The following is a 26,394-nucleotide window of genomic DNA, read 5'->3' as shown; positions in this document are numbered from 1 at the left end:
CTGAAATGTCTCAAAAAAGAAAGCGGATGAACAACTTTTAAAAGCTATTCATCCGCTGTTGAGTTTGAAGACCAATTTATGTCTACTTTTTCAGTGCCCTCTCATACGATAAACGGGCTTTTCTAATTTTTTGAACCTAAATCCGCGGAGAGCGAGGGATTCGAACCCCCGGACCTGTTACAGTCAACAGTTTTCAAGACTGCCGCATTCGACCACTCTGCCAGCTCTCCGCTGCAAAAGTACGAACTTGCTGCTAATCTGCAAATGATTTTCGTTTTAATATTATAGTTTGAATATTAGCGCTTGTTAATCATTTAGTTAGCAGAAATTATATTTCGCTTTAGCCTCAGAAATACCTTAACTCATGGCTCGTTCCCGCTCAACCGATAAGATTCCATTGCCTTCAACAATGAAACAAATCAATCCGATTAGTACTAAAGAGGAGAACCAGAATTCTGAATAGGGCTTAAAAATCCCGCCTGATATATTAATAAAAAATACCGCCCCAATAAGAATAGGCAAGTTTAATAGGCAAAACAGTCTGGTATGTGTACCTAAGGCAATGGCAATGCCGCCTAAAATGTGCAATACGATAATCAAGTGGGCTAGTAAACTTATGCTTACTGCTGTTCCCAATACTGCCCCTCTCATTAAATGGCTAAAGGCTTCCATGTCAGTATAGAAAGAAATTCCTTTCCATACTAAAATGAGACCAAGCAAAATTCTAAAATAATCTAACCATTTTGGGTGATGCTGATCTCCCCAAGCTTGAATTTTCTGTAGTAGTTTCATAACTTCTATATTTTGGTTAAATCAATTTACGCAAAATACAATCACCATGCAAAAATTTAAGTTTAAAGCAGATGGAACATTAGCTTCCATTTCTACATCAATGTATGCGATCCGTAAATCGCCAAAGGATGCGTTGAGTGCATAGGAAATAAAATGAATTTACGTGTCCTTTAAAAGAATATTATTTGACGATTATTAAGTTTTTACTAAAAAGGGTTCATGGTGAAAGGGCATTCTCATTAAAAGAAACACCTTCTTAGGCTTACTAAAGAATTAGTGTATTACATTGCCAAGTCTGATGAACATTTTTTTATATGCTTTTATGAAAGTTATGTAAGACATAATAAAGGAGATAAGCAAGTAGTTTGGAGACTTCGGATCGATTGACCTGAAATTTTTTAGCAAACTGACCAATATAAGCATGAACTCAATTTTCAAGGACAACTAATGTTTTTTGATTGATAAAATAGCACTTTCAGGTTCACCGCTTTGCTGATTAGTTATACCGGTTTCAATTTGCTTTGGAAAAACTATTCTCAATTATAGATTACTCACAATCCTATGAAAGACATTCTTCAAAAGGCAAGCTGACCCTTGCGAAAGACCTCGTTCGAAGTTGAATAATGAATAACACCACGATTTCCGTATATGTTGACCAAGCGTTGGCGGATATTGCTTAGCCAGGTATGGAGACCGTCATCATTGATTCCATCACTTTGTCTGTTGGTGGTTTCGATGGTTAATGCTGTCTCTGTTTTAAAAATTTCAATTGTACCTGGCCTGTCTGGATCACTCAGGTCCCAATGTTTTAGCATATTTTCAGCGAGCGAAAGCAATACAAAGGGGATAAGCAAAGCAAGTCTGCATTCTAGCTCGCAATGGAGTAGGACATGAGAATCTGCTTTATTGATTTGGTAATACTCAGTAGATTTTCAACCTGTTCAATTTCAATGTTAATGTTGATTTTCTGTGGTCCACGTTCACTGGATAGGGCATACCTGAGCAGCTTAGAGAGATAACGAACAGTCTCAGCTATCACTGGTGCGGATTTTCGAGTATTGTCGTAAATGTAACTTAAGCTAGTGAGCATGAAATGTGGATTAATCTGCGCCTGAAGATATGCATTTCGGGCATTTGCGAGTTCGAGAGAGAGCTAGATTAGGCTTTTGCATTTTTGATTCTGATGCCTTCTTTTGCATATCTGCCCTTTGTTTCAACATGCTGATTCGGTTTTGAAAAAGAAAAATTGTAATGCCGATTCCCATAAAATATATTCCCCGCCAGATTGTAACCGCTATAAAGATTTTATCCAAACCGCCAGTTGCAAAAAAATCTACCTCACTGACAAAGTTGAGAAGCCGGTCAGCGAAGTTGCTGGCCATTAGAAAAAGCATTATCAAGAAGGCCAGCGAGATGCATAATACAAAAATTCTTCGGTTATTACCACCAACACTGTAGGGAAACATCCAACTTGAGAGGGTATAGGCGAGGGAGATATTTAAAACGTAATGCACAACATAGTTTCCATATTGGCCATTACCCCATGTACGGTATAAAGTGAGATAATTTCGTAGGCTGCAAACAATATCCAAAATAAAGGATGCCAGCGATAAGAGTGAACTTTTATCGGAATTTAAGGAAAATAATTTTGGATACTTAAGTTAAAGTCTTCCTTTTTTGAGACGGAATTTGTAGCATTGATTTTGTTAAGCATAATAGAATCGTGAACGATATTCCAAGTTCAGCATTCTTATTTCTGTATAACATTATTTATTTTGCCAATTGAGAAAAAAAAAGGCGCTTGGAAAAGTTGAGTGAATATTCACAGAAAGAATTTACGTTTTCCTTCGGAAACGATTTTTTGGAGGCCTGTAATATTTTAATGATTTTGGAAGCTTGTCTTTCAGATAGATTATTATACTGTTTTGAATTAGTATAGCTTTCGAAGTGATGCTATTTCACTATAAAAATCTGTGCTAATTTTTCATTCAATAATTCACCTCTTAAATCTTTTGCAATTATTTTTCCTGATGGGTCGATGAGGTAACTGGCTGGAATACTGCGAACTCCATACACCTTTGATGCCTGATTATCCCAACCTCTAAGGTCGGAAACCTGTGGCCAGATAAGCCCATCATCCAAGATTGCTTTTTTCCAGCGATCCGCCTGTCCTGAATTGTCAAGCGATACGCCTAGAATTTCAAATCCATTGTTCTTATAATTCCTATAAGCAGCAACTAAGTTTGGATTTTCGTCTCTACATGGTGTACACCAGCTAGCCCAAAAATCTATCAGAAGATATTTGCCCTTAAAATCTGATAACTTGATTATTTTTCCAACCGGGTTCTGTTGCTCGAAATATGGTGCATTTTTTCCAATTTCTGTAGCCGTATGTGACATCAATATTATAGGGATAGTTTTCGCTGTTGGCGTATTCTTAAGTCGTTCCGGTAGTCTATGATAGGCTTTTTCAACGGCGTCTGTTAATCCGGATTGTGATGAAGCATGAGCCAAACTGATGACACTTAGATATGAATTTATGTTTTTATTGGCGAAATCAAGGTGAATTTTATACGATTCATCGAGCAGCTTTTGCTCTCTTAAAATAAAACCTGCCAATATGGATGAATCGACTTTTTTTTCTTTAGGCAATTTATCATATTCTTTTCTCAAGGTTGTGAACTCATCCTCATTGCTCTTTAGCATATGTCTTAAATTGGCATAAATGATATTTGATTTTGAGCCAGTGACGATCATTTTTTTTAGCGAATCAGTTGATTCCATAGTGATCTTTGAGGATTCGAGGTAAAACCGCATATAATCTAATACTTCACCTTTTTGCATTTTGACTACGTAAGGATTTCTGTTTAGATAAAGACTTGCTAGAGCAGGATATTGAATATTCCCCCGGAAACTAAATCTACCATTTTGGATGGTAGAAGAATCAGTAATTTGATTTCCCTCTACTTGATAGGTAAGGTATATTTTATCTCCATCTTTTAGTTTGTTAACATGTGCATTTACCTCATAGCTTGTTTGAGCAATACTTAAAATTGGTATCAGGCAAATAAAAGCAAAGAAAAAGAGTTTCATATAACACAATTCGAAGGTTATTTAGTTACAATAAATTAAGCAAAAAAATATTGCAATTACAAATGAAGATGCGATCTTGAAGATTAATGAATTTCTGTGTTAATATATTAAGCTTTAATGTTATACCAGGAGATTTGTTAAAAGTGCTTTTATACCAGAGAGGAAATATATTAGTAGGCACTGCAAATTATATACTTCCTTTAACAGCTTCTAGGTCTATATTTCTTTGTTTTTTGAGACGAGATCTTTAACAGTCTTGAACCGCATTACCAATCCATCATTTTAGTATCCTCGGCATGGTTACAAAAGTCGATATAAAAACTCGAGTTTAGGTCAAAAGATAAAAATGGTAATGATCCAATAAATTATAAATAACATTTGCAAGCGCTAAAAAGTCACTTGAAGCAAATTTCAGATTCTTAAACCAAATGAAAAATAGATAGAAATTTATTTATTAAACTCTTTTAATTCTTCGGGAAGCCAAACAGAATAATTTTTCTCTTTTACCAATGCTACTGCTGATGCTGAAACCGGAATCTGCCATATTCTAAAGAAATCAGATAAATCGGTCCTGGACACCTGGCTTATTGTTTTAAACCATAAATCTATTTTTTCGTCATTAGTTTTGGGATATTGATTCCTTGGCAAATCCACATAAACTTTGTTTGCGGTTTTGATCACATCCCAACCAAACTGTTCAATGATCTCGATATACATGCTGAGCGCGATCCAGGGGTTCTGTTTAAATTTATCATAACTGGGCTTGCTCCTCATATATTGCTTGATTTTATCAATCACCCCCTCTTTGCTGGGTATATTGTCCTGGTTATGATACTTGCCCAGATTTAATACCTGATCATAAATATACATGCTGTAGAGATTTACGGTTACTTCGCGGAGACCATCGAAATCAAGGTTGAGAAACTGGTGTCTGTGGCCAAGCTCATGGAAAAGTCCCCAAGATCCTTTTGTTTCTATCAGGTCTTTGTTAAGCATAATACCGGTACTTTCATCATCATTGGGTGCCACAATTTTGGCAGGCGAAGTAAATAATGCGCCAAAAGCTACTTGCTGATCAATAATGATTCTTTCTGGATAAACCCTTTTTCGATCGATCATCCTAAGATCTGCATCAGCATCCATCACCGTATCATAGAACCTCATAAGCGCGGTGGGGTTTTTGAGCTGCCTGATTCGCACCGCCGGAACAGAAAATATGATTTTATCAGTGGCCAGTTCTGCCCACGGTGCCGGGTAGTTTTTAACTGTTTCGTTCCAGGAACTGTCATTCGTAACGCCAAGCTTGAAATAAGGAACATTTACTGCTCCGATAACTTTTAACGGAATAGATTTTAATTTCGTTGTATCCGAAATGTTGACCATTAATAGCCCGCCGTAGGGAGAATAGATCTTTGTGGTATCCTGATTCATTTCGAAAGTTCTGGTCAGGTCGAATCCGATCCTTACCAGCTGATCAGCTCCACTTGCCAGGTCATCATCATGAAGACCGATCTGGGCTTTAAGTTTCTGCGATCGATATTTTTTATCTAAAATTATTTTTACTACTTCTCCGGCAGGAATATACAAACCAGTGCTATGTGGACGATAATAGATTGAATTGGGTTCAAAAAGGCCCTGAGTGCCTACTTTTACTTCAATGTTTAGCATTTTGGTAATTCTTGAAGCCGTATCTGAGACCTTTCCAGGGAAGTCTGTATATCCAGCAACTTTAGCTTTAGCTCCATATCTCTTTTTTAACTGTGATTCCTGAATATTGCCAGAAATAAGGTATGCCAGTTTTTTCTTTGGAGAAGATAACTCCAGAGGTGTTTTGGGTGTCGGGCGATAGAAGTTATCGGGAATCTGGTAGAATTGCTTTAGTCGTTTCACAATCACAGCAGTTTCATTATTGTATTCGGTACTAAAATATAAAGTAGGTTTAACGAACCAGATAAACGAGTAGTAATCTTGTGGATTCTCATTGTATCTAAGACCTAAGGAGTATTCGGGTAGGGTATTAATATGAAGATAGGGTGGAGCCTTATCCATAGAAACAAGTTTGTTGTTCCAGCTGGATCGAAGGACCATGTTGAGATTAATTATTCCAGCTTTGGCTAACAAAGCATTTATTTTTGGAAAAACTTCAGAATTGGCTTGCTCTTTTGTTCTTCCACTGGTAATACTTTCAATTGGGGAAGCAACCACAAGCATTCCACCTCCTCTAACAAATTTTTCCAAAACCAGCAATTGTAGGGAGTCTTCGAGGTTTGCTGAAAGAAAAAGGGTCCTGATATCCTTTGTTAGTTTAAGGCTTTGTATATTCTTTACCTGATAGTTATTTCCCTTCAAGTAATCTACCAGATCATGATTTTTTTGATTAAAAACGGCAATGGTTCCTGTTGCCGGTGCCAGGGTATTTTGAATCAGTTTTCTAACTGAACGATTCTCCAGAAGATGTTTTTCAAAATATGCCGGAGAACCAAGTGCCAATATCTTTCCGCTACCCAAAGTGGAAGCAACGATGGCATTTGCTTTTAGGTCGAATATGCCCAGAGCCATTGTTCCTATAATTTCAGGTTTTTCGTCAATAGCTAAAAAAGTAGAAACAAACCTTGTTGAATCTGGGAGCGGCAGATTCGATATGTCTTTTATGACGAACGATTTCAGTGTAGGTGATGTCTGGCAAATCCCTGCGGCCAGGTTTAAGTTAAATAATAGGCTTAACAGAAAATAGGAGCGTTTCATTAGTTGATTTTTTTTCTAAAATACTAATAATAAAACCTTTTAGTAAAAATCAAATAACCAATTAACGATTTTTAACATTCGATTTAGACTTCAAGTATAAATTCTCTTTAATGGTCAAATGAGAATTTTAAAACTTAAACTGACATTTTTGAGAAACATTGTTTTTGTGAGACGTTTTTCTCTTGGCTGCAATAATTTAGATAGTTTATAGCCAAAGAACTGTAAGTAGTGCTTAGACACTTTTTTCCATCCTGATAAACCAAATTATTTGGTTCCACATCCCGGATTTTATCGTAACCCAGCTTGAAAATATAACCTCTTCACCGGATACGCTAATATTAGTTGTATTTAGCTGGTGCCCGGAGAGCGGGGGAAGCGGGTCATTGGACTTCAGACTAAAAGCGCTTGTTTCGGCTATAGTTAGGGAAGACGCCGAAATATAACTTGATGTTTATAATAAAGGCTTTTTTATAAAAGCGTCCCAAAAAGCGGGCATTATATCATTATCTATGACCATAGCCCGGAGCGCTGATTTTATCGAACCAATGGTGTAATGCCTTAAAACTTTCAGCCAGTTTCTGTGGTTGTAACACCATGCAGATTTTATCATCCACGGCTGCGAACGGGTCAGCAAAAAAATTATATCCCTATCAGCAGTATGCGATAGACACTTTATTCGAAAAAATGCAGACCGGCACCGATCAGCTACGTTTGCTATTCCAGTTGCCTACGGGTGGAGGCAAAACGGTTATCTTTTCTGAAATTGCCGATCGTTTTATAAGGCAATATGGAAAAAAGGTCATTGTGCTCACGCACCGACAAGAACTATGCAAACAAACGTCGCTGGCGATGAAAAATGCTGGCGTTTTCAATAAAGTAGTAGACAGCAAAGTTAAGCGGATAGCCAAAAAAGATTATTATCACTGTTATGTAGCCATGGTCGAAACCCTTAAACACAGGATCGATGATGGTTTGATTGACACTAAAGGGGTGGGTCTTGTGATTGTAGATGAAGCTCATCACAATTCTTTTCATAAACTGCTCAATAAATTTCCGGGTGCCAGAGTAATCGGGGTAACTGCCACACCTTTTTCAGCAGATGTTTCGCGCCCGATGAAAAGCTTATACAGTGAGCTGGTGCTAGGGGAGCAGATCAATTCGCTTATCGAACAAGGCTTTTTGGCAAAGCCAAAGGGTTTTGCTTATGAGGTGGAACTAAACACGCTAAACAGGGGCATACATGGCGATTATACGGTGAGTAGCTCAGATGAGCTATATTCGTCTAAAATAATGCTCGATCTTTTGGTACACGCCTATAAGGAACATGCATCTGGTAAAAAAACATTGATTTTCAATAACGGTATATTTACCTCCCGAAAGGTATTGGAAGTTTTTCAGCAGGCGGGTTATCCCATCCGCCATCTAGATAACAGAACCGAAAGTACAGAGCGGCTTGAAATATTAAAATGGTTTAAAAAAACAAAGGGAGCGATATTAACATCGGTATCCATATTAACTACTGGGTTTGATGAGCCGTCTGTGCAGTCAGTTATCCTCAACCGTGCTACTACCTCTCTTACCCTTTATCACCAGATGATTGGCAGAGGAGCGAGACGTTTGCCCGGTAAAAAGACTTTTACTATAATAGACCTGGGCAATAATGCAGAAAGGTTTGGAGAATGGGATGCACCAGTTGATTGGCAAAATATATTTGAAAATCCCGAAATCTTTCACCAGATCTTGGCAAAGGCCAGCGATGATATCCACCAGATGCCTGCCGAAATGCGAAACAGGTTTGCCAACAGCACTGAGATATCTTTCGATGTGCTTGCCGTTTATCAAACAGCCATGGATAAAGGGGAAAAGGCAAAAACCGTGCTCCGGGATTCCATCAGGCAACATGCAATGATGTGCGCTGAAAATGCTGATACGGTGAGCCAAGCATTTCAGCTGGAACATGAACTTGATAAAGAAATCAACTGGAGGATAAAACAATACAGCAAATGCCTGGGTTCGGTAACCAAAAACTATATCAAGTGGTTGGGTAGCGACTATCGGAGCCGGTTGCACGGCCTTATTGAGAAAATCATGTCGAGGCGGGCGGCAATGCGTGCAGCAGTTTAATTTAAAGTCAAAGATAGTAAGTGGGACGATGTTTTTAAACTTAGAGTTTAAAGCTGATTAAAAGAAATTTGTACTTTTTGAAATGCTCTAAATTAATCAAAGCTATTTTTGCTCTTTTATTGTATGGGATGACTGAATTTATTGGTGTCAATTTTTTTATGCGACAAATTTTTTCAAGAAAGCGGATATGCGGATATAGTGCTTTTTTCCAAATCGTTGTAACTATCGGAATAATATTGATATAGCAATCGTTCAGAAATTGAATCGAAGATAGTGTCCCTCTTATTTGTACGTAAGTATGCTACATTCGCGATCCATGGTGTATTAGCTCTTGAAATAATATGACTGGAAATTGTGGAATTAAATCTCTGCTTTCACCTGGATTAAAACGTAAATCGATGATGATTGCTTTTGTATCGCGAAAAGTGGTAAATATCGAATCAATATAATCTTTCAGCCCAATCACATTATCAAAACTATACATTTCTGGTAAAGAAATTAGACCAATATTTCCTTTGAGTAAGGTAGCCATATGGCTAAACTCTCCCTTTGAAATTGCAGCAGCGTTCAAGGAGGATTTAAGTTCCAACTTAGAAAAATAGCGAAACTGTCTGTCTTGCAGCTGAATCGTAGTGGTAGAGTCTGTTTTACCATTGGTAAAAACAATTTGTAAATGCTCCGGTAACTTTAAATTATTTATAAGATAAAGCCTTCCCAGTTTTTGTATTTCTGAGAGACCGATATCAAACTTAGCCTCTTTTGGAGCCTTCTTTGATTTATAGACTAAAGAATCAATCATTTTGTCAATAGGAATACTATTTATAGATTTTAGAAAAGGGAAATTGCGATTGTAATACTCATAGGATTTCGCATTTTCAACACTTTTAATTACAGTTGCTTTCTCGCCTAATGGCGCGAGAGACAACGGCAACTGCGATTGGCAATTATTAACGAATATAATCTAAAATTAAAGTTTTTGCATTTGAACTTAATTTCAGTGTTGATACATCCGGTTTATTAAAAGAACACAACAAAAGAACAAATAATGGTTCTCGTATTTGGATGAATTCATTATGGCCATCGCTTAGTGGGGCTCATAATGATGATAAAGCTGTTGAAGAAAATAAACCAGATGAAACATGGGGCTGGCTAATAGCACATGGCGCAACTATTATACAAACTGATAGACTACAACAATTGCTGGAATATTTAAGATCAAAACATTTGCATCAATAATCCTAGAATAGTTTAATTAATTATATACATGCTTCGAGACAGTGGGTACATTGCATCTAAGTCAGAAGAACAATCTGTAAAAAGACATTTTGTATATAACTAAAAATATAATCATTCTCTTAATAACTTAGTAGTGTAAATTGAAATTGTGCTACTAAGTATCAGGAAAGGTTTTCTATTCGATTTAAAAAATGGCTGGTCAGGTGTGCAGTCTGTGCTCTTAATGACGATTATTTCAATAAACAAGCATTCCAAAAATGGAGCCTAGAAGTCAGGAGCAGCACATTTCGGATAATAAGTTTTTGATAAAAAGGTATTAAGTAAAATATTCGTTTTAGGAGATTTTACTTGTTTTTAAAATAGCTGAGGAGATAAGTTCACAAAGTTAATACCGAGGGGACGCCTTATCTCAATGTAGCGAATTCCAAATTCAAAGCCCCAAAACTCGCTAGAAAACCACGCGTGAGTATAATCATATGAGGTTTCAATAGTAATTCTCTTCAAACGATACTCAGCTTTGGATTGTCTTAAAGTATAATCAAATTTTTGATTTCTAACTTACTGGCAATGGTTAACACTTTCTTTGCCGTGGTTCATCTTTTTCGAACAGCATTAAATTTAGGGACGATTTTAGTCACATAGCTATTCACTACAATAATGGGAGCAGAACTAAATTATAACTTTAACGAACTTTGGACGTCCTTTTTAAAGGATTTGCCTATTGGGGCAAGCGTGTTATTGGACAGTGCAACCATTTCCTGAGTAATCCGGATGATTTTCACTCTGTTCACGATGTAGGAGCGGTGAATTTGTATAAAAAGGCGAGGGTCAAGTCTTTCTAACATGGACTTTAAGGTATGATAGATAACATATTCTCTTTCTGAGGTAGTGACCTTGATGTAATCTTTCATGCCTTCAATGGAAATGATGTCATTCTGCCTCAGATTTACAGTTCCCTTTTCATCTTTTATTGCGATGGTTTGATCACTTATTGTCTTGTTCAACAGGCCTGTCTTTTCGATTGCCTTCTGAAAACGTTCAAAGGAGAAAGGTTTCAATAGATAATCAACAGCATTTAGTTCGAAACCTTCAAATGCATACTCCTTATATGCTGTGGTAAATATTGTAGCAGGAGGCTGCTTGACTGCGTTCAAAAAAGTGAGTCCGTTGACCAGAGGCATCTCAATATCCAGAAACAGCAGATCTGCGCTGCTCTTTTCCAAAAATTCAAATGCTTCCACCGAATTCCTGAATTTTGCTTTGAGAACCAGTTCGGGAACCTGTGAAATATAATGTTCCAATACCTGATGTGCAAAAGGCTCATCATCAAGAATAATGCACGTGATCATAAGTTGATTGTTAGTTTGGCGTTGTAGGATTGATCGCTTTCATTAAGCAAAAGTTCATGCCGTTCAGGATAATACAGTTCCAGTCGTTTCTTGATGTTCACCAGACCTATTCCACCAGGCAGAGTTTTCCTTGGGAAAGATGTTATGGCCACCTTGTCGTTTTTGATCTGGAATTCAAGTTTATTGTTTTTAACGGTTAATTCCGCCCGGACCGTGCTGTCGTTTTGGATTTTATGCCTGCCATGTTTGAAACTGTTTTCAATCAGTGGCAATATAAGCATAGCAGGGAGCTGAATCTCCTGAGGGATGTTGTGCACAAAAAAAGATATTGAAGCCTCCGGATATTTTTTTTGCTCCAACTCGAAATAGCCCTCCATAAACCGTACTTCACCTTGAAGAGATACCATTTGACGATCACATTCATACAGGATATATTGCATCATATTGGAAAGCAACAAGATGAATCTGGGCGTCTCCTTCGATCCTGCAAGGCTCATGCCGTAAAGGCTGTTAAGGGTGTTGAATAAAAAGTGGGGCTGAAGCTGATTTTTTAGCAAGGTAAGTTGTAATTTTAGATGGTCACGCTCAATCTGGTGTCTTTCCTGCTGGTTTTGATAGGAGAAACGCGCAAAGGCAATGCTCGAAAAGGCAATGAAATCCGTCATGATCATGTTCCAGTCCATAAAGAATCCTGCTGATTCCCGGTCAAAAAAAATGCCAGTGGGATGATTTTGATTAAACTGAAAAAAAATCCAGGAAACGCCAATGTTATTATAAGTGGTGATAAAAATGAAAACGACCAGGGTCAGAAGGAAAAGTGCGATATAGCGTTTATTGTATAGCAGCTGTGGAACCGCCCAGCGGTAGTATGGAATCAGGTAAAGTGTAGACACAATTGCATAGAGACCTATTTCAGGAAATGGAAAAACTGCCTTTCCTACTGCCGGAAGTCTTGCATGATCAACAAGGTAGGAGTATTTATAGAGACCTACATAAAAAAGCCAGATGATGGCTTCGAATATACTTTGGAAGTTGAATACGCTCTTTTCTCTCACTATACAAAACTCGTCAAAAAATCCATTTCAATGGCAAGTTTTTCGACCAGCGTCATATTTTTCACGACGAATTTATCTGCTTGCTTCACTGATCTGGTTCAGAAGAAGATTGGTCGAACATAATGTTCGAAGCGGATCCGCTTTGCCGTTCTTTGCGATACATTAAATATCTGGCTATGAAACCTAACTATATTTTATTCGCTCTTTTTATTTTCCTGGTTGTTAACAATGCTTTGTTTGCACAGGAGGTTGTCAACGGGGGATTTGAACTGTCCAATCAACGGGGGATGGCCAGAAACTGGTTCACTGAAAATGCCGGGGGAAGTTTCCTGATCAGTTTAAGCAAAAATGAATTTCATTCAGGCAAACAATCGCTTGAAATCAATGGCGCATCGGGAAGTATAGAAGGAAGGCAAAATGGGATCGCAGCCAATGTTTACGGCTCGAGTTCAGCAACAAAGGTTGATCACGTTCAGCTTAGCGGCTGGATCAAAAGTATTGAAAAGCTGGACTCTTCGGTATCCCTGTTTATTCAGCAGGGGTCCAAGATCATTCGTTCCGGCACTGTATCACGGGTTAAAAATGGTTGGCATAAAGTGATACTAGATTATACTGTTCCCAGCGGAGAAAGATGGTACCGCTTTTATTACGGGATAGAGGTGGGCCCAGGAACAAGAGTATGGCTGGATGATATTGCGCTGATCGTAAATGGTCTGAAAATAGATGATCCCAGAAGCCTTTATCAGGAACCTACTCAAAAAAAGATTGACTGGCTTGGCCGTAGCGTCTCCGTACTCAAACAACTCGAGCTGGGAGAATCTTTCAAAGATCTATCTCCGCTAGGGGACGCGATAGGGGATGCCAGGGTCATCGGTATTGGTGAGCCAACACATGGTACCAGTGAAGTTGCAAAATTAAAGACCCGTATTTTGGATTATGTGATCAGGCAGAAAGGGATGAGGACAATCGCCCTGGAGGAATCCATAGCCACCTGCGATCAAATGAACCGCCTGCTGAATGCGGACACCCCGGCTTTGAAGGACAGTCTGTTGAGCATGCCGTTTTATAAGCTATGGAAAACCCAGGAAATGCTGGAGCTTTTCACCTGGATAAACCAATACAACCGTTCGCAAGATCATAAAGTAAAGTTTATTGGATTCGATATGGAAGATTTGGGGCTGAGGAATTCACGCAGGATGTTAAGGGAGTTTGGGGAAAAATATAATCCGGGCATCCGCCAGCAGACACTCGTTATTGACGGGGATTTGGACAGTTTGATTAAACTCAGTAGGGTCAGTATGGATAGCGAACAAACGATAAGGGCTGCGTTGCGAATTAAAAACGATTTATTACAGATGGACTCCCTGATTAATATGGAGAAAAACCGCATAGATCAGCAAACCGTATTTGAACTGAAAAGTTATGTACGGGTTTGCCGACAATGGATAGAGAATAGGTTTTTCAAGGGCAATCGGGACGAGTTTATGGCAGAGAACATCAATATCTTTCTTGATTCCCATCCAAAAGAAAAGGTTTTCCTCTGGGCGCATAACTTTCACGTGGCAAATGTGAATCTGAACGGGCAGAAAACAATGGGTGCTTTTCTCAAAGAAAAATACGAGGGTCAATATTTTTCACTGTCGATCACATCAGGAGGTGGAAATTATATGGCATCTTCCAACTATTCTCAAAAGAACTGGAAATCATATGAGATCGAACATCCTTATCGTGGAACTTATGAATATATTTTTTCCAAAATAAAGCCTGATAATTACTTTCTGAAATTTTCCGGGGAGAATAAAAAGGCAGCTCGATTATTGTTTGGTGTTCCCATGAAACAACTTGATATTGGTTATATTTACACCGGAGAAGACCATTATCAGTATCATGGAGTACTTACAAGCTCATTTGACGGTGTTGTTTTCATCAGACATTCTACTGCAAGCCATTCACTCATATTTTGACAGATAGGAGACCAAATTTGCGTATTCAAAAGATTACAGACGCATGTTCCAAATTATGCTCAATTACGATAATAAAGCTGGAACGTGGTCGGGTGTATATTATTGTTTCTTGAGATTGCTTCAAAATAATATATCCTCTGTTCATTTGCCTAAGAAATGATAATAATAAATTATCGCATTAAAACAATTATGAATACTATATTTGATTTCTATGAAATCGAAGTTTATAATTTTCTTTCTTGCAATTTGTTTGTCTATGATAGCCTGTAAAAAAGAAAATACTGATGTACCCAAAGAAGATAGTTATAAGCAATATTTTCAAGCTAATATTGCTGGTAAACCCATAAATATTGAAGGTAATATCTCTACTCCTCGAAATATTTTTCATGGAAGTTGGACTATACTCGGAAATAGCGATGGAACAAATAATGAAATGTATACCGTCAATGTACAGGTTCCGAAAGATGTGCTAAATACCAAAATTGGTTCAAAATTACAGTTTCAAATCTTTGATATTAAGACGGGAGAGTATTTATTAAATAGTAAAATAGCATTTCAAAAAGATTTTTCTACGCATATTTATTTAGTTACTGAACTCGGAACGGCCGGTTCAAAAACCTATACGACAGATGAAAGTAAGAAGGCGTTTAAAATTTCAATCCTAAAATATCAAAAACCAAAAGACGGATCCGTTCCTTTTGTCGGAGGGAATTTAAATGGTGTATTATATAACACTAAAGACTTGCAAGACTCAATTGTAATAAAAGATGCTGCCTTCGAAGTAAGATTTTAGATTTAAAAAAAGTTTTGGAAAACAAACATCGATAAGTTGTCGCAAATTCAATCCGATATTTATATAGGCGTAATGTTGTCTTAGGGGCTGTATTATCAATCAATTTGCCGCAGAGATTGTCACGTTGAGCTCGTCGAAAAGCTATTTCAGGCAATCTTGATAACTCCTTCGACAGGCTCAGAATGACATGTCTTACTTATGATAAAGCAAAAGAAAATGGAAATATGGTTATGATCGATTGATAATCAATTGCAGAATAATGAACAGTTAAGCTATACAACTGATATTTCCGCTGCCTTTTTTGCAACGGGCTGTGGCACTTTTACATAGTACCCGGTTCCATCATACGGGCGTTTACGCGGATTTGTAGTACAAGCTGTTGAACAACATCCCTGTAATTCTTCGCCGCATTCATCGCACTGCGTAATGTGCTCATTACACTCTGGATTAGCACAGTTGATCATTTTAGGCGTGGTTTTTCCACAGTTATAACAAATCGAAACCACAGTTGGGTTAACTCGGTTCACATCAACCGCGATGCGGTTATCGAAAACGTAACATTTACCTTCAAAATCCTTTCCTCCAGCTTCTTTACCATACTTGATAATGCCACCATGCAATTGATAAACATCGTTAAAACCATGATGCAGCAATAGCGCAGAAGCTTTCTCGCACTTAATGCCGCCGGTGCAATAGGTTAAAATTTTTTTGTCTTTATACTGGGCTAACTGGTTAATCTGCTCCGGGAAATCTCTGAAATTTTCAATATCAAGGGTGATGGCATTTTTAAATTTTCCTAGATTGTGCTCATAATTTGAGCGAACATCTAGAATCACTACATCTTCATCATCTTTCATTTTCATGAATTCTGTAGGTTCCAAATGTTTTCCTGTTTTCTCATTTGGGTTAATGATTGAAGTATCCCGTAACCCAGAATGAACAATCTCCGATTTATAACGGCAATGCATTTTCAGGAAAGAAGGTTCTTCCACTTCATCAATTTTAAATTCCGTTTTTGCAAAACGCTCATCAGCATGGATAGCTTTCATGTATGCCTCGCATGATTGGAGACTACCAGAAACAGTGCCATTCAAGCCCTCATCGGCCACTATAATACGGCCAACTAGATCCAGTGACTTACAAAACTTAAGGTGATCGGCGGCAAATTGTTCCGCCTCTGCTATGTAACTATAGCAGTAGTATAGTAGTGTTTGATATTTTTTCATAATGCTCTTGATACCGTTGCAAACGGCGTTTAAAGTGGGGCAAAGATAAGAAAAAAGACAATAGGTAAAAGGCTTAAGGTTTAGTGATTCCCTTCAAGCCTAAAACCCTCAACTTTTTAAAAACCGTATGCTATTCTAAATCCTTGCGTTAATTTTGTTGGTCCATCATAGGCAAAACCATAACTCACTCTAAGTACCAATCGTTGTATACCAAAGTAAAATTCCTTGTAATTTCGTTTTTCCGGTGATGATAAATACCCTCCACCAATAAATTCCTCAAGCTTCGCTTTGCGTAACAATGGCACCTTGTTTAAAAAAAAGCCCGCAAAATTATGCTCAACATGGGCTTCGAAATATTGTTGATTGGTGCTAAACTGATAGAAATCCAGGTACTGAAATTTTCTTAAATTCGGTGGGAAGATAGTAGAGATATTACCGGCAAAATGTTTGAACTCCGGATAGTAAACCTTGTCATTATTCAGAAATTTACCGGCGCCAACAAGAAAGGAAGTATAACCCCATAACCCTAAACCTATTCTATCTTGGGCTATTTCAACTTTAACAAAATCATAATCAATATCACTGCCTAAAACACCATTGAATCCTTTCTTATACAACGCGGTGATTTTAGGAAAATTAGATTCGGTATAAAACTTTCCGTCAGGGCGGGTAATGTATTTTTGCCCGATGGTGTAGGTTAAACTCGCTGTTGCGCTAAATGATTTATAGGTAGGAAAAAGCGGTGTTTCTGCATTTGGCGAAAATGGATTATTCGAGGTGAACTCCCTGTCTTTCGCATCAAAAAACCTAAAATCTGTGCTGTTTGTTAGGGTATTACTTTTACTGTAATCTGCACTTAAACTGGCCTGCAGACCGTTGAAAAGCTCTCTGGTGGTATATAGATTTACAAAGCTTTTTTCGTAAAATTTCGGGAAATTCTTTTCGTAAAGTAAGGAGTTGATGGTATTTCCCAAAGCAGTCATCGAGCCCAAGTTATTTAAATCGAAAATTCCGTTACCGAAAGAGCCACCAAAAGAGGCCCGTTTTAGTGGATCATAATAATAATTTCCGGTTAAGCTTCCGGTTAACTTTTTGTTGGAGAAACCGTATCTCAGCTCCGGTCTGACGGAATAGGAACGTCTGTTCTCGAAATCCTGGCGATAAGTTACTCCATATTTAATAGCAAATCCCTCGACGGTATTGTAAAAGATGGATTTCAAAACAGGATCAAAACTTAAGTACTGCTTATGATATCGATCATTTTTGCTATAGCCCCTTAACAATAATTTAGTGATCTTAAACTCATTGTTCTCTTTCTCCAACGAATCCAAATAAACTTTTGACTCTTTCCGCTTAGCAATACTGTCTTTTTTGATGTAGTTTACCTGTTCATCGGGGGTCAAGGGAATCGGACGATTATTGATCCAGTAAAGCGAATCTTTTTTATTTACCGCTTTAGTGATCTTTAATATCTCTCCATTGAAACGGTCTCTAGGAAACTTAGGGTCGAGATCATAATTGCTGTAAACGCCAACAAAATAGCCAGCAAGTTTAAATCCTAAAACGCTGCCCGCGAACTGAAAATTAATGTTCGTTGGCATGTAAGTATCTTTTACCTTCGTGAATTGCTGATTAATATTCAGCGTGTCAATAAAATTAATACCAGATTTCTTCGTCAGGTAAACATCGGTGTTGTAAATTCTCCAGCTTTCATCTAAAATATAAATATAACCTCTAAAAACAGGATCGTTTTCCCTTCTGGGAATCACTTGAATTTTATGAATTAATTCGCCGTTTTCTTTGGATTCGCCAACCAGTTTATAGTTGTAATAAAACAGGGCATTATCAGCAATAGGAGAAATAAAACCTCTAGAACTCAGCTTGTTTTCCAGTAGATAATTATCATAAAAATTGATGATTAAATCAGAGGCCTTATTAAAACTGAAAGCATTATTTCTACCGGCCACTTTCGAGGAAATCATTTCTTCATGAACATCATTGGGTCTGCGGAAACTAAATTTACTGTTTGATTCAGACAGGTAAAGAATCCCTTGTCGGTTCGAATCCAGTTCCATAACCTTTTGGATATCTCTGCCCATAAATTTCTTGGGTGCGCCTTTTAACCTTTGTACGCCCTTAATATAAACATTGCAGGTAAAGGCCTTTACCTCTTCCAAATGCGTTTTTCGCTGTTTTATGGCTTTTCTGATAATCTCAAACGCAGGATCTTCGGCATTACCTTTAATGGTTACATTTTCCAGGGTATAACTCTCAGATGCCAGGATCACGTCATGGGTAATGGTTTCCGATAACTTTACTTTATAATCCTGTTGTTTATAACCAACTGCTCGGTAGCTTATGATATGATCACCTTTTTCTAATTTAATGGCATATTTCCCATCCACATTTGCCGATGTTCCGGTAGTGGTATTTTTAATGTAAACTGATGCAAAAGGAACTGGTTGTCCGCCTGTATCCTTAATTGTTCCGCTAACCGTATATTGTTGTGCTATTGCCAGCTGAGTTAAACTACAAAGAAGGATGAGTGCGCAGAGTCGGGTCATGTGTATTGATTAGTAAGCTATAAATATCGAATAAGTTTTAACACTATACACATAGTGGTATGTTAAAGTTTGTTAAGTTGAATAAAAATTAAGCTTTTAGCCGTTTTGATATCCTTTATAAGGATTCAAAAGTGCAGTTTGATAAAATATCAAACGTTTGCGCCTAAATAGTTACAAGCTATTGAGCTGGTTTTTAAGTTGCCAAGGAGTTTTTTTTATAACTTTGGAAAAAAGACAAAATATTAAAAAAGCCATGTATAAAACACTTAAACCTGTTCTCCAAAAAGAACTTGAAGAAATAGAAAACGCTGGGTTGTTTAAACGCGAACGCATAATCATTACGCCACAAGGTGCTGATATTAAAGTAAGCGGCGGTGCAGAGGTGATCAATTTTTGTGCAAATAACTACCTGGGTCTTTCTTCGCATCCTAAAGTAATCGAGGCGGCAAAAAAAGCGATCGATGATCATGGCTATGGGATGTCTTCGGTTCGTTTTATCTGCGGAACACAGGATGTTCACAAGGAATTAGAAGCGAAAATATCTCAATTTTTAGGTACGGAAGATACCATTTTGTATGCTGCTGCCTTTGATGCCAATGGAGGCGTTTTTGAGCCTTTATTTAATGCTGAAGATGCCATTATTTCTGATGAATTAAACCATGCTTCTATTATTGATGGGGTTCGTTTGTGTAAAGCACAGCGCTTCCGTTATAAAAATGCGGATATGGAGGATTTAGAGAAGCAATTGATTGCTGCCAAAGATTGCAGACATAGAATCATCGTTACCGATGGTGCTTTTTCTATGGATGGATCAGTGGCGCCACTTGACAAAATCGCTGACCTGGCTGATAAATATGAAGCGCTCATCATGATTGATGAATCGCACTGCTCTGGATTTATTGGTAAAACGGGTAGGGGGACGCACGAGCATTTCAATGTAATGGATCGGATTGATATCATTACCGGTACCCTAGGAAAAGCATTGGGAGGCGCTTCTGGTGGTTTCACTTCTGGTAAAAAAGAAATTATCGATATGTTGCGTCAGCGTTCCCGTCCTTACTTATTTTCCAATACTCTAGCGCCTGCCATTGCAGGAGCATCAATAGCAGTATTAGATATGTTGAGCGAAACTACTTCGCTTAGAGATAAGCTGGAAAGCAACACTAAATATTTCCGTGAAAAAATGACTGAAGCTGGCTTTGATATCAAACCAGGTTTTCACCCAATTGTACCGGTAATGCTTTACGATGCTAAAATAGCACAGGAGTTTGCGGCAAAAATGTTGGATGAAGGCATTTATGTGATCGGATTTTTCTATCCTGTAGTTCCACAAGGCAAAGCCCGGATCCGTGTGCAGCTCTCAGCAGGTCATGAGCAACACCACCTGGATAAAGCCATTGCCGCTTTTACAAAAGTTGGTAAAGAATTGGGAGTGATTTAACTTCTATAAGTTTTATATGATTTAAGAAAGTCGCGTAATTGCGGCTTTTTTTGTTTTGAGTTCATTTTCTTTTATAATGATATTGTAAACTGATTATTTGAACCTGTTATCACTTAAAATTTTAGATTTTTTGCCGTATATTTGAAGCCATGTTGCAGGATAAAATCACACAATACTCGGAAAAGATAAATGCTTTCGTAACAGAAAAAGCTGACGAACTGGAGCAATTCCGTATCAAATATTTAGGCAGTAAAGGAATTATCAAAGAAATATTTGAAGAGTTCAAAACTGTCTCGACTGAAGAAAAAAGATCATTAGGCAAAGTTTTAAATGAGTTTAAACAACTTGCCGAATCTAAATATCAAACTTTAAAAGAATCCACAGACAGTAATAGCTTAAAAGTTGAAGATGTTAGTCTTGATTTGACCTTGCCAGGTGAAGGATTTGAAATCGGATCTCGTCACCCGCTGGCTTTGGTGCGTAGGGAGATTGTAGAAATTTTTGCTAAACTGGGTTTTACAGTTGCCGAGGGGCCGGAGATTGAAGATGACTGGCACAATTTCTCTGCCTTAAACTTCCCTGAAGAACACCCTGCAAGAGATATGCAGGATACTTTCTTCATTAAAAAGGGCGGCGAAAAAGGTGATATAGCCTTGCGTACACACACTTCATCTGTTCAGGTACGTATGATGGAACAAGGGCAACCGCCTTTCCGTGCCATTATGCCGGGGAGAGTTTACCGTAACGAAGCCATTTCTGCAAGAGCGCATTGCTTCTTTCACCAGATTGAAGGTTTGTATGTAGATGAAAATGTGTCATTTGCTGATTTAAAGCAAACGCTATTTTATTTTGTTCAGGAATTGTACGGGGAAGGTACTCAGGTGCGTTTCCGTCCGTCATATTTTCCATTTACCGAGCCATCTGCCGAGATGGATATCTCTTGTACCATTTGTAAGGGTGCAGGTTGTAACATGTGTAAGTACAGCGGTTGGGTAGAAATTTTAGGTTGTGGAATGGTAGATCCAAATGTATTGGAAAACTGTGGCATCGACTCGAAAAAATACAGTGGTTTTGCCTTTGGTATGGGGATAGAAAGAATTACCAATCTTAAGTATGTAATCAAAGATTTACGTCTTTTTTCAGAAAACGATATTCGCTTTCTAAACCAGTATAAATCTGCCCTGATTTAATCGTGAAGCATCTATTTAGTATTGTGTTCGTGTGTTTTCTGTTTGTTAGCTGCGGCAAAGAAGAAAACTTTATTCCCGACATTCCGGTTAATTATAATGTTACCCTGGTAGAATTCGGAATAAAAGCGGTAAACAATGTACTATTGGTTCCAAATAACGGAATAGCAGGTTTGGTAATTGTTAGAACTCCACTTGGTGGTTTTGTAGCTTTCGATCGTTGTAGCACGGTAAATCCCGATAGCAAATGCAAAATTATTCCCGATGATAGTGGTTTAACTGCTACAGATCCGTGTTCAGGTGCAAAATTTTCTCTTCTCGATGGTACGCCGCAGAAAGCACCTGCAGAAAGAACTTTAAAAACATATAGTGTGTCTTTACAAGGCAATACTACAATTAACATAAGAAATTAATGGAAGCTGAAAAAATTAAAGAAACAGTAAAAAAAGCTGCCAAAGAACTTTTTAGGAAATATGGTTATCACAAAACAAGTGTTAACGAAATTGCCAAAAAAGCAAGGATAGCAAAAGCAACCATTTATAAATATTTTGAAAGTAAGGAACAGGTTTTAGATAGCATCTTAATGGATTATCTGGATCAGAACCTTCATGAAATAATCAACAATAAGGTAAGTTACGGGTCTGAAGAGGAGCATCTTAAAGCGTTGGTGATGAAAACCAGCAGACTTTCTTTCACTGCCTGTAATGAATTTATTGGCTGGGATTTTGTACGGGAGAACGCCAACTCACAAGAGTTTTTGAAACATTTATCTGATCAGCTTGAAGCGCTGTTATTAGCAGCCTACTTGGAGCTTGATACCTTTAAAAACAATCCTGCAAGGAGAGAAGGTTTGGCATTTCTACTTAAAGCGAGTAAAAGCATTGTTTTCTCCTTTGCTTTTACCTCGGTAAGCGATTCTGATGTTCGCAAAAACTTTGTTAGTTTTCAAAAAGAAATACTTCCATTTTTGGTTAGGGCAGCGCTCTAGTTTTCTGAATAGTAATCCTTGGTCTTATATTTCTGCACAGTGCGTTGTGTTTTGCCATTCACTAGTTTTGTTGTAATGACAGTAACGTCATCGCCGATGCTGGAATCCTCAATTACCGAAGAAACTTCGGCAAGGACATTTTTTTTATCAACCCGGTAACTGATGGTTTGCTGATAGCAGCAACCGTTTTTTTGCTCAACGCTGAGTAGCTTATTTTTCTTATCAATACCAAACATCCCCAGGTTTTCACTTGCCAGCTTGGTTAATTCTTTACTTAATAAGAATTTGTTGTTTGTCGCCAGATAAATATCATAGGATGGACTCATGTAGATCCCCTTGCTTCCATTTCGTATCGCTAAATCTTCGTTGCCATCGAAATTAAAATCGCCAAAAATCAGCGGACTTTGATATTTTCCCAAATCTAACCAGCCTATTTTTGCATCCTGGGTGCTGGTAAGGCTAAAATCTAAATCAGGAGAGTGGAATGTTTCCAATTCTTTAGCCGATATTTTATCATATAAAATGATGGTTGCCTTGCCTCCGCATATGCCATTTTCGCATTCGGCAACAAAAATTTTTGCTTTATATTGGTCAGAACTATTATTAGCCAGAAATTTAAACTGAGCGCCTGCTTGAAAAGAAATCAGCAAAAGGCAAAAGATGAATAGGTTTTTCATAAAGCAATTTTGCCAAAAATACGCTATTGCTAAGTGCTTAAAAGTTAAAAAAGGTTAACATTCACTTTTACGGATTTTTTCGGTACTTCATAAATGTCTATTCTAATTTATTAATGATTTATCAGTATTTCTATTGATTGAAGTTTGGGAATAAATTTGCTAGTTTAGGTTATCAAACAAAACTAAAGGTAAGCCATTGTTTCAATTGTAATGCCTTAGCTAGAACTGAGGATAAGTATTGTAGTAAATGTGGGCAGGAAAGTCATGGGCATCGGTTTTCGTTGGGGCATATTTTCCATCAATTCTTTCATGGCTTTACCCATGCAGATCAAGGAATTTTTTATCTGTTAAAAGAGTTGCTGCTAAAATCCGGTACTGTAGCTAGAGAATATATTGGGGGTAAGCGAAAGAAATACTTTAATCCATTCACTTTCTTTTTAATTCTTGCTGCTCTTTTCATTTTATCGAATACTTTTTTTAGTCCTGTAAGTGTTAGCCGCAACCCTGAGATACCGGTAAGCGTTCAAAATATGCCAGATCCTGTAAAAAGGCTGAGGTAATAGAGATGATCAAAAGAGGAGCTAATGTCCGGTATTTTACCTCGAAGTACAGAAACATACTTCCATGATTGCGGTGCCGTTTTTTGCGCTGTTTTTCTGGCTTATTTATTATAAAAGCCAGTATAATGATGCAGAGCACTTTATTGCAAATGTATTGTTTGTTAGTTTTTCAAACCTGACTTTTACTTTCCTGGCTTCCCCGCTAGAAGCATTGGCTAAAAATACGCCTTGGTTACCTATTGTGCCCTCAATTGGTTTAGTTCTTCAAATTATTTACTATACTTACGCTTATAAAGGTTTTATGCAACAAAGCGGAATTGTGGGTACAGCAATGGTATTTATTCAATCGTTTATAGCCGTAGTACTTTGGGTAGCTTTAACCATGATGGCGATGGCCATTTACATTTATCAAAACAGCCATTTTATTGACTTTTTTAGCAGAATGAAATGATTGCTATTCCCACTTAAATACCTTCACTGCTATTGCATAAATTACAATTCCCCAAATAAAAAGAATCATAATCTGGAATTTCACATCCCAAAGACCAGCACCTTCAAAAGCCACCTTTCTCATTGCATCATTCAGATAAGTTAAAGGCAGCGCCCTGCTGATAGGTTGCAACCATGTTGGGAAGGCTTCGATGGAAAAAAATGTGCCTGATAATAAAAATTGGGGTAGGGTGACGATGTTAGAAATAGGAGGCACCATGCTTTCGCTTTTGGCAATTCCTGAAATGATAAAACCAAAACCCATAAATACAATGATGCCCATGGTAGCCAATATGAGCATATTGACGACTGTGACCGCACCATGAACCAGGGTGAAGCCAAAAAAGAAATGGCCCAGTAATATAATAAAAACTGCACCAATTAGTGCAAAACCTATCCTTGCAATCCCTTCGCCGATAACAATACTCGATCTTTTTACAGGTGTAGCGAAGAACCGTTTAATTACGAGGGTTTGGCGTAAACTTAAAAACACGAACGCTGTTCCGAATACTCCTGTGCTTAACAATGAAAAGCCTAACTGACCCGGCAAAATAAAATCGATGGTTTTATATTCACGCCCGGTGATGGTGCTTTCTTTTATTTCTGCAACGGTAGGCTTTAGTGTTTTATCATAAAAAACATTATTCAGTACCGATTTTAAAATGCCGCCTTTATCTCTTGAAGCTGATGTATATACCACATTCACGGAGTATGCTGCGCTGTTCACTTTTTTGTGAACATCAATCATGGCATCGATATTTCCCTTCTCCAGTAATTTATCAAAATCTTCTTTCGATTTATCTTTCACCAATCTGATCATGCCCGTCTTTGCAAGCATTGAAATAACCGGATTATCGACGTCCGATCCTGGATTCACCCCGACATCTATTCTGGTTCCACCACCGCCTAAAAATCCAAATACCAAAATAAAAATCAAAGGGAAGGCAAGGGTAAAAACCACCGCAGATGGACTGCGCATAATGGAACGGAAACTTGCTTTTGCTAATGCTAAGGTGGCAGTAGTGTTGCTGTATTTTTTCATTTACTATTGATGATTAATAGTGATTTTACTTTCTTTCTTAAACCCGATTGATTGGCAGCTCCCGATTAAAATCGGGACTAAAGGGTAAAGCGGGGAGTAACATTAATTTGATTGCTGTAATTGCTTTACAAGAAAATAATATTTTTATTCTCTCCACTCTTTTCCAGTCAGGTTGATAAAAACATCTTCCAGATTGGCTTTCTTAACCTCCTTTTTACGCTCGAAGCCACTATTCACCAATTGGTCAATTAAATTATCTGGTGTATCCAAGGCAATTATCTGTCCTCGTTCTACAAAAGCCACACGATCGCAAAGCTGCTCAGCCTCGTCCATATAATGTGTTGTGATGACTACTGTAGTTCCGGCATCTCTGATCTCCGTGATTAAGTCCCAAAGATTTCTCCTGGCCTGCGGATCCAAGCCCGTGGTCGGCTCATCAAGAAAGATGATTTTTGGCTGATTGATCAGCGTTGTTGCAATGGAAAACCTCTGTTTTTGACCTCCAGATAAAGCTTTGTATTTCGCTTTTGCTTTATCCTGAAGATTTACTTTCTCCAGCATTTCCATTGGTTTAATATTTGCGCCATATAAACCAGCAAAAAGCTCTATCAACTCAGTAAGGTTCAGGTTTGGGTAATATCCTGCCGCCTGTAACTGCACACCAATAATCTGCTTTATTTCCTGTGGATTTTTATCAACTGAAAAGCCATCAACTACAATTTTTCCTGAGGTTTTAGGTCTTAGGGTCTCAATGATTTCCAGCGTTGTTGTTTTACCAGCACCATTGGGTCCAAGTAAACCGAAAATTTCGTTTTCATAAACTTCAAAACTCAATCCCTGAACGGCTACGAAATCATCATACTTCTTTATCAGATCTGTAACCGTGATGATGGCTTTTTTTGTTTCCATGCTGCGAATGTAAGGAGCTTTAAATGAATTAGAAATGAATTTTTAAGAACTTTTTGTAAAATGTTTCCAGGATGATGAAACAATCCAGTGCGGGTTCCGTTAAAAGCAAATCTGCGAATCTTCAGCTTTAATTTGAGCCGCAGATTCGCAGATTTTAATA

General features: G+C 37.8%; 22 protein-coding genes, 1 tRNA gene and 1 pseudogene. 10 read left to right on the top strand and 14 right to left on the bottom strand.

Annotation, left to right across the window (positions count from 1 at the left end):
- Window positions 1-145 precede the first annotated feature (145 nt).
- The 6 genes and pseudogenes from AC3ITD_RS12995 to AC3ITD_RS12970 all read right to left on the bottom strand — a co-directional run bounded on the left by AC3ITD_RS12995 (window position 146) and on the right by AC3ITD_RS12970 (window position 6,630).
- Window positions 146-230 (bottom strand) — tRNA-Ser (locus AC3ITD_RS12995).
- Window positions 231-357: 127 nt separating this feature from the next.
- Entirely contained in the window at window positions 358-792 is a 435-nt protein-coding gene (locus AC3ITD_RS12990; RefSeq protein WP_489360271.1) for a DoxX family protein, read from the bottom strand.
- Between the two features lie 575 nt (window positions 793-1,367).
- Window positions 1,368-1,607, bottom strand: coding sequence for a hypothetical protein (locus AC3ITD_RS12985; protein WP_489360269.1), 240 nt, complete (start codon window positions 1,605-1,607; stop codon window positions 1,368-1,370).
- A gap of 53 nt (window positions 1,608-1,660) precedes the next feature.
- Window positions 1,661-1,903, bottom strand: a pseudogene (locus tag AC3ITD_RS12980) (histidine kinase); the annotation flags it as partial.
- An 842-nt stretch (window positions 1,904-2,745) separates the two neighbouring features.
- A complete protein-coding gene (locus AC3ITD_RS12975) occupies window positions 2,746-3,885 on the bottom strand; it encodes a redoxin domain-containing protein (RefSeq protein WP_489360267.1) in 1,140 nt (379 codons plus the stop codon).
- Window positions 3,886-4,332: 447 nt separating this feature from the next.
- Entirely contained in the window at window positions 4,333-6,630 is a 2,298-nt protein-coding gene (locus AC3ITD_RS12970; protein WP_489360265.1) for a M60 family metallopeptidase, read from the bottom strand.
- A 594-nt stretch (window positions 6,631-7,224) separates the two neighbouring features.
- Between AC3ITD_RS12970 and AC3ITD_RS12965 the strand changes: the two genes are divergently transcribed.
- A complete protein-coding gene (locus AC3ITD_RS12965) occupies window positions 7,225-8,754 on the top strand; it encodes a DEAD/DEAH box helicase (RefSeq protein ID WP_489360263.1) in 1,530 nt (509 codons plus the stop codon).
- Between the two features lie 301 nt (window positions 8,755-9,055).
- On the opposite strand, the gene AC3ITD_RS12960 is transcribed toward AC3ITD_RS12965, so the two are convergent.
- The gene (locus tag AC3ITD_RS12960) at window positions 9,056-9,553 is read right to left on the bottom strand and encodes a hypothetical protein (protein ID WP_489360261.1); all 498 of its coding nucleotides are present in this window, start codon (window positions 9,551-9,553) and stop codon (window positions 9,056-9,058) included.
- Window positions 9,554-9,720: 167 nt separating this feature from the next.
- Here AC3ITD_RS12960 and AC3ITD_RS12955 point away from each other — a divergent pair, with 167 nt between their 5' ends.
- Window positions 9,721-9,990 carry a DUF4996 domain-containing protein gene (locus tag AC3ITD_RS12955; protein WP_489366676.1) on the top strand — a complete coding sequence of 90 codons (270 nt, stop codon included), beginning with the start codon at window positions 9,721-9,723 and terminating at the stop codon, window positions 9,988-9,990.
- Between the two features lie 674 nt (window positions 9,991-10,664).
- Here AC3ITD_RS12955 and AC3ITD_RS12950 read toward each other — a convergent pair.
- Window positions 10,665-11,339, bottom strand: a complete 675-nt coding sequence (locus AC3ITD_RS12950; protein WP_489360259.1) for a LytR/AlgR family response regulator transcription factor — start codon at window positions 11,337-11,339, stop codon at window positions 10,665-10,667.
- Window positions 11,336-12,394 carry a sensor histidine kinase gene (locus AC3ITD_RS12945; protein WP_489360257.1) on the bottom strand — a complete coding sequence of 353 codons (1,059 nt, stop codon included), beginning with the start codon at window positions 12,392-12,394 and terminating at the stop codon, window positions 11,336-11,338. Before AC3ITD_RS12945 ends, AC3ITD_RS12950 begins: the two co-directional genes overlap by 4 nt.
- Window positions 12,395-12,570: 176 nt before the next feature.
- Between AC3ITD_RS12945 and AC3ITD_RS12940 the strand changes: the two genes are divergently transcribed.
- Together AC3ITD_RS12940 and AC3ITD_RS12935 are read left to right on the top strand one after the other, a co-directional pair.
- Window positions 12,571-14,358 (top strand): erythromycin esterase family protein, encoded by a 1,788-nt coding sequence (locus AC3ITD_RS12940; protein WP_489360255.1) that lies wholly within the window; start codon window positions 12,571-12,573, stop codon window positions 14,356-14,358.
- Window positions 14,359-14,569: 211 nt separating this feature from the next.
- Window positions 14,570-15,151: a DUF5025 domain-containing protein gene (locus AC3ITD_RS12935; protein ID WP_489360253.1), complete on the top strand. Its 582-nt coding sequence runs from the start codon at window positions 14,570-14,572 to the stop codon at window positions 15,149-15,151.
- A 272-nt stretch (window positions 15,152-15,423) separates the two neighbouring features.
- On the opposite strand, the gene trhO is transcribed toward AC3ITD_RS12935, so the two are convergent.
- The gene (gene trhO, locus AC3ITD_RS12930; protein ID WP_265800976.1) at window positions 15,424-16,377 is read right to left on the bottom strand and encodes an oxygen-dependent tRNA uridine(34) hydroxylase TrhO; all 954 of its coding nucleotides are present in this window, start codon (window positions 16,375-16,377) and stop codon (window positions 15,424-15,426) included.
- Between the two features lie 116 nt (window positions 16,378-16,493).
- Window positions 16,494-18,941: a DUF5686 and carboxypeptidase regulatory-like domain-containing protein gene (locus tag AC3ITD_RS12925; protein ID WP_489360250.1), complete on the bottom strand. Its 2,448-nt coding sequence runs from the start codon at window positions 18,939-18,941 to the stop codon at window positions 16,494-16,496.
- Between the two features lie 253 nt (window positions 18,942-19,194).
- On the opposite strand from AC3ITD_RS12925, the gene kbl reads away from it, so the two are divergent.
- From kbl to AC3ITD_RS12905, 4 genes are all read left to right on the top strand, one after another.
- Entirely contained in the window at window positions 19,195-20,382 is a 1,188-nt protein-coding gene (kbl, locus tag AC3ITD_RS12920) for a glycine C-acetyltransferase (RefSeq protein WP_489366674.1), read from the top strand.
- A gap of 149 nt (window positions 20,383-20,531) precedes the next feature.
- Window positions 20,532-21,572 (top strand): phenylalanine--tRNA ligase subunit alpha, encoded by a 1,041-nt coding sequence (gene pheS, locus AC3ITD_RS12915; RefSeq protein ID WP_489360248.1) that lies wholly within the window; start codon window positions 20,532-20,534, stop codon window positions 21,570-21,572.
- A gap of 2 nt (window positions 21,573-21,574) precedes the next feature.
- Window positions 21,575-21,982 (top strand): Rieske (2Fe-2S) protein, encoded by a 408-nt coding sequence (locus AC3ITD_RS12910; protein WP_489360246.1) that lies wholly within the window; start codon window positions 21,575-21,577, stop codon window positions 21,980-21,982.
- Window positions 21,982-22,557, top strand: coding sequence for a TetR/AcrR family transcriptional regulator (locus AC3ITD_RS12905; RefSeq protein WP_489360244.1), 576 nt, complete (start codon window positions 21,982-21,984; stop codon window positions 22,555-22,557). Before AC3ITD_RS12910 ends, AC3ITD_RS12905 begins: the two co-directional genes overlap by 1 nt.
- Here the strand turns inward: AC3ITD_RS12905 and AC3ITD_RS12900 are convergent.
- Window positions 22,554-23,234 carry an XAC2610-related protein gene (locus AC3ITD_RS12900; protein WP_489360242.1) on the bottom strand — a complete coding sequence of 227 codons (681 nt, stop codon included), beginning with the start codon at window positions 23,232-23,234 and terminating at the stop codon, window positions 22,554-22,556. The genes AC3ITD_RS12905 and AC3ITD_RS12900 overlap by 4 nt on opposite strands.
- A gap of 137 nt (window positions 23,235-23,371) precedes the next feature.
- Between AC3ITD_RS12900 and AC3ITD_RS12895 the strand changes: the two genes are divergently transcribed.
- Together AC3ITD_RS12895 and AC3ITD_RS12890 are read left to right on the top strand one after the other, a co-directional pair.
- Window positions 23,372-23,794 (top strand): DUF3667 domain-containing protein, encoded by a 423-nt coding sequence (locus AC3ITD_RS12895; RefSeq protein WP_489360240.1) that lies wholly within the window; start codon window positions 23,372-23,374, stop codon window positions 23,792-23,794.
- A 64-nt stretch (window positions 23,795-23,858) separates the two neighbouring features.
- A complete protein-coding gene (locus AC3ITD_RS12890; RefSeq protein ID WP_489360238.1) occupies window positions 23,859-24,245 on the top strand; it encodes a hypothetical protein in 387 nt (128 codons plus the stop codon).
- A 3-nt stretch (window positions 24,246-24,248) separates the two neighbouring features.
- Here AC3ITD_RS12890 and AC3ITD_RS12885 read toward each other — a convergent pair whose 3' ends face one another.
- Together AC3ITD_RS12885 and AC3ITD_RS12880 are read right to left on the bottom strand one after the other, a co-directional pair.
- The gene (locus AC3ITD_RS12885; RefSeq protein ID WP_489360236.1) at window positions 24,249-25,325 is read right to left on the bottom strand and encodes an ABC transporter permease; all 1,077 of its coding nucleotides are present in this window, start codon (window positions 25,323-25,325) and stop codon (window positions 24,249-24,251) included.
- A gap of 144 nt (window positions 25,326-25,469) precedes the next feature.
- Window positions 25,470-26,234, bottom strand: a complete 765-nt coding sequence (locus tag AC3ITD_RS12880) for an ABC transporter ATP-binding protein (protein WP_265800962.1) — start codon at window positions 26,232-26,234, stop codon at window positions 25,470-25,472.
- Window positions 26,235-26,394 lie beyond the last annotated feature (160 nt).

The sequence above is a fragment of the Pedobacter sp. KH_004 genome, assembly GCF_057840755.1.
The sequence above is the reverse complement of the archived record's forward strand: the minus strand, read 5'-3'. Positions and strand labels throughout refer to the sequence as shown.

Coding starts and splice junctions, on each gene's coding strand:
- AC3ITD_RS12990 (WP_489360271.1), bottom strand. CDS start 792: ATGAAACTACTACAGAAAATTCAAGCTTGGGGAGATCAGCATCACCCA.
- AC3ITD_RS12985 (WP_489360269.1), bottom strand. CDS start 1,607: ATGCTAAAACATTGGGACCTGAGTGATCCAGACAGGCCAGGTACAATT.
- AC3ITD_RS12975 (WP_489360267.1), bottom strand. CDS start 3,885: ATGAAACTCTTTTTCTTTGCTTTTATTTGCCTGATACCAATTTTAAGT.
- AC3ITD_RS12970 (WP_489360265.1), bottom strand. CDS start 6,630: ATGAAACGCTCCTATTTTCTGTTAAGCCTATTATTTAACTTAAACCTG.
- AC3ITD_RS12965 (WP_489360263.1), top strand. CDS start 7,225: ATGCAGATTTTATCATCCACGGCTGCGAACGGGTCAGCAAAAAAATTA.
- AC3ITD_RS12960 (WP_489360261.1), bottom strand. CDS start 9,553: ATGATTGATTCTTTAGTCTATAAATCAAAGAAGGCTCCAAAAGAGGCT.
- AC3ITD_RS12950 (WP_489360259.1), bottom strand. CDS start 11,339: ATGATCACGTGCATTATTCTTGATGATGAGCCTTTTGCACATCAGGTA.
- AC3ITD_RS12940 (WP_489360255.1), top strand. CDS start 12,571: ATGAAACCTAACTATATTTTATTCGCTCTTTTTATTTTCCTGGTTGTT.
- AC3ITD_RS12935 (WP_489360253.1), top strand. CDS start 14,570: ATGAAATCGAAGTTTATAATTTTCTTTCTTGCAATTTGTTTGTCTATG.
- trhO (WP_265800976.1), bottom strand. CDS start 16,377: ATGAAAAAATATCAAACACTACTATACTACTGCTATAGTTACATAGCA.
- AC3ITD_RS12925 (WP_489360250.1), bottom strand. CDS start 18,941: ATGACCCGACTCTGCGCACTCATCCTTCTTTGTAGTTTAACTCAGCTG.
- kbl (WP_489366674.1), top strand. CDS start 19,195: ATGTATAAAACACTTAAACCTGTTCTCCAAAAAGAACTTGAAGAAATA.
- pheS (WP_489360248.1), top strand. CDS start 20,532: ATGTTGCAGGATAAAATCACACAATACTCGGAAAAGATAAATGCTTTC.
- AC3ITD_RS12905 (WP_489360244.1), top strand. CDS start 21,982: ATGGAAGCTGAAAAAATTAAAGAAACAGTAAAAAAAGCTGCCAAAGAA.
- AC3ITD_RS12900 (WP_489360242.1), bottom strand. CDS start 23,234: ATGAAAAACCTATTCATCTTTTGCCTTTTGCTGATTTCTTTTCAAGCA.
- AC3ITD_RS12890 (WP_489360238.1), top strand. CDS start 23,859: ATGATTGCGGTGCCGTTTTTTGCGCTGTTTTTCTGGCTTATTTATTAT.
- AC3ITD_RS12885 (WP_489360236.1), bottom strand. CDS start 25,325: ATGAAAAAATACAGCAACACTACTGCCACCTTAGCATTAGCAAAAGCA.
- AC3ITD_RS12880 (WP_265800962.1), bottom strand. CDS start 26,234: ATGGAAACAAAAAAAGCCATCATCACGGTTACAGATCTGATAAAGAAG.